Source organism: Nostoc cf. edaphicum LEGE 07299, from assembly GCF_015207245.1.
GTDB lineage: Bacteria > Cyanobacteriota > Cyanobacteriia > Cyanobacteriales > Nostocaceae > Nostoc > Nostoc edaphicum_B.
In genome coordinates, this window is sequence record NZ_JADEXF010000155.1 from 1 (window position 1) to 7,258 (window position 7,258).

A 7,258-nucleotide genomic window follows, 5' to 3' on the forward strand; every position below is an offset into this window, starting at 1 on the left:
GCTCCATCTTGAGCGGTGGCTCCATAATGAGTGCCTATAGATAGAATTTTTTGATATACTTCTGAGCCGTTGCTGCTAACAAACCAAGATTCTCTCTCAGTGGTGCTGGCACTGGCTATGGTTTGCACAATTTTGTCGTCAACTTTCAGCGTTTGGCAAATGCGAACCAGTAAATCGTTGATTTCTCCTGGACTCAGAGCATCCAATGGCTCAAGAAATGGAGATTTATATTCACCAACGACTTTAGGGCGCTCACTTTCACGGAAGGGATGTATCCACCACTCACTGGCTGCTAGTGCCTGTTTGTAGGCTGTTTGGGCAGCGGTTTGCAGGGAAGACAGTTCTAGAGAGTTAGTCGCTGCATAACCCAGACAGCCATTAACCAAAACTTCCAGCATGGCTCCGACAGTGAAGGATTTGCCGTTTAGTTGGGGTAAGGTGTCACGGACTAAACGGTTAGTAGAAGTTTCCTTTACGGCTCTAATACCAATCCAATCAGCGGGTATATCGAAACTAGCGATCGCTTTTTTGAGTTCAGACCACATAAAGAATGGGGAATAAAGAATGGGGAATGGGGCATTGGGCATAAGAGGCGGAGGGGCAGAGGGGAAAAACTTACTACAATTTCTCCCCTGCTCCCCTGCTTTCCGACTCCCAACTCTCCCTAATTTCGGTGCCAGCGCGTACCATCACGGCTATCAATTAGCGTAATACCTTGTGCTTGGAGTTCGTCACGAATGCGATCGCTTTCGGCAAAATTCTTGGCTTTACGTGCTTCTTGCCTTTGCTGAATTTTCGCCTCAATTTCCGCATCGCTTAAACCATTATTCGTATGAGTTTCTGCTTCTATCTCAGCTTCTAAACCCAAAACTCCAGCTAATGTGACGAGTGTTTGCCATTGCCGGTGTAACTCCTCTGGTAATGTTTCGGTTTTCCCTTCATGCACAAGAATATGCCCTTCACGGCCCAATTCTTTAGCTAGTTTAAACAGCACTGTTAACCCACCAGGAAAATTAAAGTCGTTATTCACAGTTTCTTGAAAGCGTTCAACAGTTTCAGCGAGTAGTGAAGCAGTTCTCACTCCCCAGCCTAGTTTTTTGCCGTATTGATAGCCGAAGAGTAAGCCTTCTTTAATGGTGTGCCAGCCGTTGGTTGCTGCGGCGATCGCTTCATCGGTAAAATCAATTGGTGTGCGATATTGAGCGGTCAACACGAACAACCGCACTGCCATCGGGTCAACTCCTCGATCCAGCAAGTCTCGAATAGTGGTAAAGTTGCCCAAAGATTTGGACATTTTTTGACCATCTACTGTCACCATGCCGTTATGTAACCAGTAACGCGCTAGGGGTTTTCCTGTTACAGCCTCTGATTGAGCAATTTCGTTTTCGTGGTGGGGAAAAATTAAGTCGGCACCCCCAGCATGAATATCGATGGTATCACCCAAGCGATCGCGCACCATTGCCGAGCATTCTATATGCCACCCCGGACGACCTGCGCCCCAAGGTGATTCCCAAGCAGGTTCTCCCGGTTTTGCTGCCTTCCACAAAGCAAAATCGAAGGAGTCTTTCTTTTTCTGGTACTCTGGATCTTCTATGTTGACGCGATCGCTTTTCCCCGCTTGCATATCTTCTAACCTGCGTCCAGAAAGCTTGCCATACTCAGCAAACTGCCGCACTGCATAATACACATCGCCGTCAGCAGGGTAGGCAAAACCCTTATTTTCCAACTCATGAATTAATCGCTGAATGCCATTCATCGTGTGGGTAGCACGCGGATATTCATCAGCTTCTTTGATTGAGAGCCGCGCCATATCCTCAAAATATGCTTTGATAAAGCGATCGGCTACGGCTTCCATCGATGAATGTTCAGCACAGGCTCGATTGAGAATCTTGTCATCAATATCAGTAAAATTCTGGATATATCGGACTTCATAACCGATAAACTGGAGGTATCGGCGTATTACATCCCAAACGATGCAAGCTCTAGCATGACCCAAATGGCAGTAGTCGTATACCGTCACACCGCAGTAATACATCTTAACCTTGCCTGTTTCGACTGTTTCAAACGGTTCTTGACGACGGGTGAGGGTATTGTAAAGGGTTAGGGTCATAACAGAGTAATGCTGAAATAGAGAGATACGTAATAATAGGGTAAAGCAGCTGGGATGACAGTCCAGCATCCCTATGCTAGTGTTTTCTGGACTATCTGCGCTACATTACTATTTTTTGACTATTTGATAACAGCGCTATGCAATCAGCAGTTACACCCGAATCTTCGGCAATGGATACGCCCAAACAAGGAATGCCAGTAACAATTATTACGGGTTTCCTCGGTAGTGGGAAGACGACTTTACTTAATCATATCCTCAACAACCAACAGGGTTTAAAAACCGCTGTTCTCGTGAATGAATTTGGCGAAATTGGCATCGACAACGAGCTAATTGTTTCCACTGGTGAGAACATGGTGGAGCTAAATAATGGTTGTATCTGCTGCACTATTAATAATGATTTAGTAGATGCAGTTTACAAAGTTTTAGAACGCCAAGAAAATCTAGATTATTTAGTAGTGGAAACAACTGGATTAGCAGATCCGCTACCAGTAGCTTTAACATTTCTGGGCACAGAATTGCGGGATTTAACCCGCTTAGATTCGATTATTACCGTGGTAGATGCGGCTAATTACAGCCTAGATTTATTTAACTCTGAGGCAGCATACAGCCAAATTGCTTATGGCGATGTAATTGTGCTGAACAAAGCTGATTTGGTTGATGAAGCCACTTTGAATGAGTTAGAAAGAAAAATTAACGAGGTGAAGGAAGGAGCAAGAATTATCCGCGCGACGCGATCGCAAGTCCCACTTCCTTTAATTTTGAGTGTTGGTCTGTTTGAATCGGATAAATATTTCGACACAGTGGTGGATGAACACGACCATCACGATCATGAACATCACGATCATCACGACCACGACGATCATGACCACTCAACATGCGGTCACGATCATCATGACCATGACCGCGATCACCACGATCATCACCACCATTCTGACCATTTAGAAAACGATGGTTTTACTTCCATATCTTTCCAAAGTGACAAGCCTTTTTCTATTAGGAAGTTTCAGTATTTCTTAGATAACCAGCTACCCTCAAATATCTTCCGAGCCAAGGGAATTATGTGGTTTGATGAAAGTCCGAAGCGTCATATTTTCCACCTTTGCGGTAAACGCTTCACCTTGGATGATGATGAATGGAAAGGTCAATTGAAAAATCAGCTAGTGCTGATTGGTCAAAATTTGGATCGTGAGGCTTTAATTAGTCAACTTGAAAAATGCATTTGTCTACCTTCAACCTCTCGCGGTAAAGGCTTTGGCAAATAAAAGTTAGGAGTTTACTACTCGTTCCCAGGTTCCACCTGGGAATGCATTCTCAATGGCTCCGCCATCAATTTTGAGCAATGGAAAATAAGAGAATAGCGACACCGAATAGCCCGTCGTAGACATCGCTTCCTCACTCTCCTGTATTACCAACTTCTTCACTTACCAACTGCTATACCTGCTCTACGGATAACCCCGTAACTTTCGCAACGATTTTCACTGAGATTCCCTCTTGAAGCAAATTTATCGCTACACGCCGCACTTCTTCAGCACGACCTTCAGCTAAACCTTATTTAGTTTGCGGTTTGGGAATACAATCACTCTAAAATTGAAACGTTGATGAACGTTTAGATTAAAATGCGCGTTGTTATCCAGCGAGTTAAATCATCTCAAGTTACAGTTAATGGTGAAATTATCAGCAAAATTGGGCATGGGCTAAATTTGCTTGTAGGTATAGCCAATACCGATACTGATGCTGAAATCGACTGGATAGTGCGTAAATGCTTAGAATTGCGGCTGTTTCCTGGCCAAGAAGGAGACAACCGCTGGCAAAAATCTATACAAGAAATTGGCGGCGATTTGTTAGTTGTCAGTCAGTTTACACTTTATGGTGACTGTCGCAAAGGTCGCCGTCCTTCTTTTGACCGTTCAGCTGCTCCCCAATCGGCCGAAGATTTGTATAATCGTTTTGTTATCAAGTTAAGAGCTAGCGGGTTGCAGGTAGAAACAGGTAAGTTTGGTGCAATGATGCAAGTTACGATTGAAAACGACGGCCCCGTAACTTTATTACTTGAAAAAGAAGCGATTTAAGTATATACACTAAAAACTGAATAACAGTAGCCTCTAGACCGTGGTGTTCTAATTGATGAGAGAATATTAAATTAACCATCACCAAAGTTTAAATTCATTCATCATGGCGAAAATCCAGTTTTCTAGAGGTCTTGACGAAGAGGTAACTCCAGATGTGCGCTTGACGCGATCGCGTACTGGGGATAGTGGTACAGCGACGTTTATTTTTACGAATCCGAAAATTTTAGATCAAGGTACTACCGAAGATATTACCGGAATGTACTTGATTGACGAAGAAGGCGAGATAATTACCCGTGAAGTTAAAGCTAAATTTATTAACGGGAAACCGGAAGAATTAGAAGCACTTTACGTAATGAAATCTGCTCAAGAATGGGAGCGCTTTATGCGCTTCATGGAGCGGTATGCTGAAGAAAACGATCTGGGACTGAGCAAAAATGAGGCATAAAGAATAGGGCATAGGGCATGGGGCATCGGTAATTGTCAATGCGCCATTTACCATGCCCAATTCTCCATTATTAAAAGTTCATGAGTGACATATAATGCCACAACCCCATCCAGACTCGCCTGGAGTTTTTGTAACTTGTGCTGTAGTTACTGTCAGTGATACACGCACTTTTGAAACAGACAAAAGTGGTCAGCTAATTCAGCAGTTACTCCTTGGTGCTAACCATGCTGTAGGAGCCTACACGATTATTAAAGATGAACCAACACAAATTCAAGGACAGATAGAAAATCTAAGTAAAAGCGCAAATTTGGATGCTGTAATTTTCAATGGTGGTACAGGTATTGCACCACGAGATACCACCTACGATGCCATTGAGAAGTTACTGGAGAAAACTTTGCCGGGATTTGGTGAGTTATTTCGTTTTTTAAGTTATCAAGAAATTGGTTCGCGGGCGATCGCATCTCGCGCTGTTGCTGGTGTTTATCAAAATAAATTAATCTTCTCGCTTCCTGGTTCTAGTAATGCTGTGCGACTGGCGATGGAAAAACTCATTTTGCCCGAACTCACTCACTTGGTAAGTCAGGTTTGTAAGGGTTGAAATGAGTAACCTTTCAGTAAAGTTACCACGATCAATGTAGCTAAAACAAAAGTATGAGGCACTAAAATCATCCTTTCTATCCTTACATCTTAAGGCTACCCAGAATTATAGTGAAACGGATGAAATGTTAATATCAGGTTAATGATGCAGCTTTTTCACTGGAATTGCATAATAGCTCACGGCATCACTGCATTTTCGTACTTTGGCATTCCGACAATAATAGGAGTTTTTTTTGCAAAAACTAGGGCAACTATCTCTTCTAAGTTTAGGCTAGCCTTTTTCTTATCAGGTGCATTCATACTATTTTGTGGATTGCATCACCTATTGGCGGTCTTTGAGCCACATTCGGCAGTGTCGCTGTTGCACTTAGCCGTACTTGACTTAACGGCGTTTATTTCATTATGTGCATTACTCTGCCTAATGCCGACAGCTTTTCAAGTTTTAGAAGCGATCGCCATATCTCAACAAAATAGCCGTGAACTTCAACGCAGCCAGCAAATGCAGCGGCTATTCCTAGATCATGGCCCCTTTGGAGCTTATATCAAAGATGAGCAATCTAGAATACTCTACTACAACCAGGAGCTACAGTCTAGATTTTCGGTAGATGCACAAGAATGGGTGGGAAAGACAGATACTGAATTTTTGCCAGATCCAGAAGAAGGGCGGCGGTTAATGGAAAACGATCAAGTCGTTTTGAAGACTCTACGTCCCTTGAAGCTGATTGAAGAGGTAAAGATACCTGGTAACGATCAGCCGTGCTACTGGCTATCATTTAAGTTTCCGTTTAGCGATTACGCAACGGGCGCTTACCGTATCGGTGGGATCAGTATTGATATTACAGAATCTATAGAAGCACAGCGATCGCTAACTGACTTAAATCGGCAGCTAGAAGAAAAAACACTGGTATTGGAAGCAAAAAAACGAGAACTTATATATCTCTCAGATATGGCAGATATGCTTTATTCCTGCGAGTCTGAAGATGAGGTGTATCAAGTATTTGCTTTAACGTGTTCCAAGCTATTTCCGAATATGAGTGGTTCTATCTATATAATTGCTAATTCTAAAAATTATGTTCAGATGAATAGTTTTTGGGGAGGTGAAAGAAAGAGTAAAGAAATATTTTCACTATCTGATTGTTGGGCTTTGCGGAGAGGAAAATTAAATCTTTTATCGCCTCGTAATTCAGGACTAATGTGCAGTCACTTAATACAGCCTGTTAGCGGCACACATTTGTGCGTTCCATTGTTTGCACAAGGCGAAGTAATTGGGATTTTACACCTCGATGCGCTTGAAGAAATCAGTCCAGAAGATCGACAAACTTCTGAGATTATTGCTAGAACATTAGGCATTGCACTAAATAATCTATCGATTAAACAACGTCTAACCCACGAAAACTTGCGGGATGGGATGACCCAACTATTCAATCAAAGCTATATGGAAAGCATAACAGAACAAAGGCTAGCAGAAGCTGAACGATCGGGACAACCTCTTAGTATGATTTTTCTTGATATCGATAACTTCAAGTCTTACAACTCGCGTTATGGACACGTGACTGCCAACATTGTTCTCCAGGGATTAGCAAAGTTACTTTTAAAATCTATTCGCTCCTTTGACATTGCTTGCAGATGGGGTGGTGAAGAGTTTGTGATTGTGATGCCTAATATGACACTGGAAACGCTCAGAAAGCGAGTAGAACAATTAAGGGTAGATATTGAACAAATGCAATTGAAGGACGGCGATCGGCTCCTCGAAAGCATCACCGCTTCTTTTGGAATAGCTGTATCAGAACCAGGGATTACAGTTAAAGATTTTCTAAATCGGGCGAATCAAGCGATGCTTGAGGCAAAGCGAACAGGAAAGAATCGAGTTAGGGAATATGTAAATACTTATAATTGAAGAATAAAGAATTTAAAATACCGCAAGCAGTCAAACAATTTTAGATTTTAGATTGACTCCATGACTTTATAAATTTACCTATAAAAAAACAACTCCCTGAAGATGTGGGAGTTGTTTTTTATATTAAAGCAGTTTTTAAA

8 protein-coding genes are annotated in these 7,258 nt (G+C 42.4%); 5 read left to right on the top strand and 3 right to left on the bottom strand.

Annotated features, from left to right (window positions below; genetic code table 11):
• Both IQ229_RS06640 and cysS read right to left on the bottom strand, forming a co-directional pair.
• Positions 1–545: PmbA/TldA family metallopeptidase (locus tag IQ229_RS06640; protein WP_409339900.1), on the bottom strand; the 545-nt coding region annotated here is incomplete at its 3' end.
• Between the two features lie 119 nt (positions 546–664).
• Complete coding sequence (gene cysS, locus IQ229_RS06645) at positions 665–2,110, bottom strand: cysteine--tRNA ligase (protein ID WP_194042351.1); 1,446 nt, start codon at positions 2,108–2,110, stop codon at positions 665–667.
• A gap of 137 nt (positions 2,111–2,247) precedes the next feature.
• On the opposite strand from cysS, the gene IQ229_RS06650 reads away from it, so the two are divergent.
• Positions 2,248–3,372, top strand: a complete 1,125-nt coding sequence (locus tag IQ229_RS06650; protein ID WP_194042352.1) for a CobW family GTP-binding protein — start codon at positions 2,248–2,250, stop codon at positions 3,370–3,372.
• Between the two features lie 3 nt (positions 3,373–3,375).
• On the opposite strand, the gene IQ229_RS23775 is transcribed toward IQ229_RS06650, so the two are convergent.
• Positions 3,376–3,531 carry a hypothetical protein gene (locus tag IQ229_RS23775; RefSeq protein WP_228013240.1) on the bottom strand — a complete coding sequence of 52 codons (156 nt, stop codon included), beginning with the start codon at positions 3,529–3,531 and terminating at the stop codon, positions 3,376–3,378.
• 195 nt (positions 3,532–3,726) lie between these two features.
• Here IQ229_RS23775 and dtd point away from each other — a divergent pair, with 195 nt between their 5' ends.
• The 4 genes from dtd (at position 3,727) to IQ229_RS06670 (ending at position 7,118) form a co-directional block, all read left to right on the top strand.
• Positions 3,727–4,179, top strand: a complete 453-nt coding sequence (gene dtd, locus IQ229_RS06655; RefSeq protein WP_194042353.1) for a D-aminoacyl-tRNA deacylase — start codon at positions 3,727–3,729, stop codon at positions 4,177–4,179.
• A gap of 103 nt (positions 4,180–4,282) precedes the next feature.
• Positions 4,283–4,624: a photosystem II reaction center protein Psb28 gene (psb28, locus tag IQ229_RS06660; protein ID WP_194042354.1), complete on the top strand. Its 342-nt coding sequence runs from the start codon at positions 4,283–4,285 to the stop codon at positions 4,622–4,624.
• Between the two features lie 94 nt (positions 4,625–4,718).
• A complete protein-coding gene (locus IQ229_RS06665; RefSeq protein ID WP_228013242.1) occupies positions 4,719–5,222 on the top strand; it encodes a MogA/MoaB family molybdenum cofactor biosynthesis protein in 504 nt (167 codons plus the stop codon).
• 144 nt (positions 5,223–5,366) lie between these two features.
• Positions 5,367–7,118 carry a diguanylate cyclase gene (locus IQ229_RS06670; protein WP_194042356.1) on the top strand — a complete coding sequence of 584 codons (1,752 nt, stop codon included), beginning with the start codon at positions 5,367–5,369 and terminating at the stop codon, positions 7,116–7,118.
• The last annotated feature ends 140 nt before the right edge of the window (positions 7,119–7,258 follow it).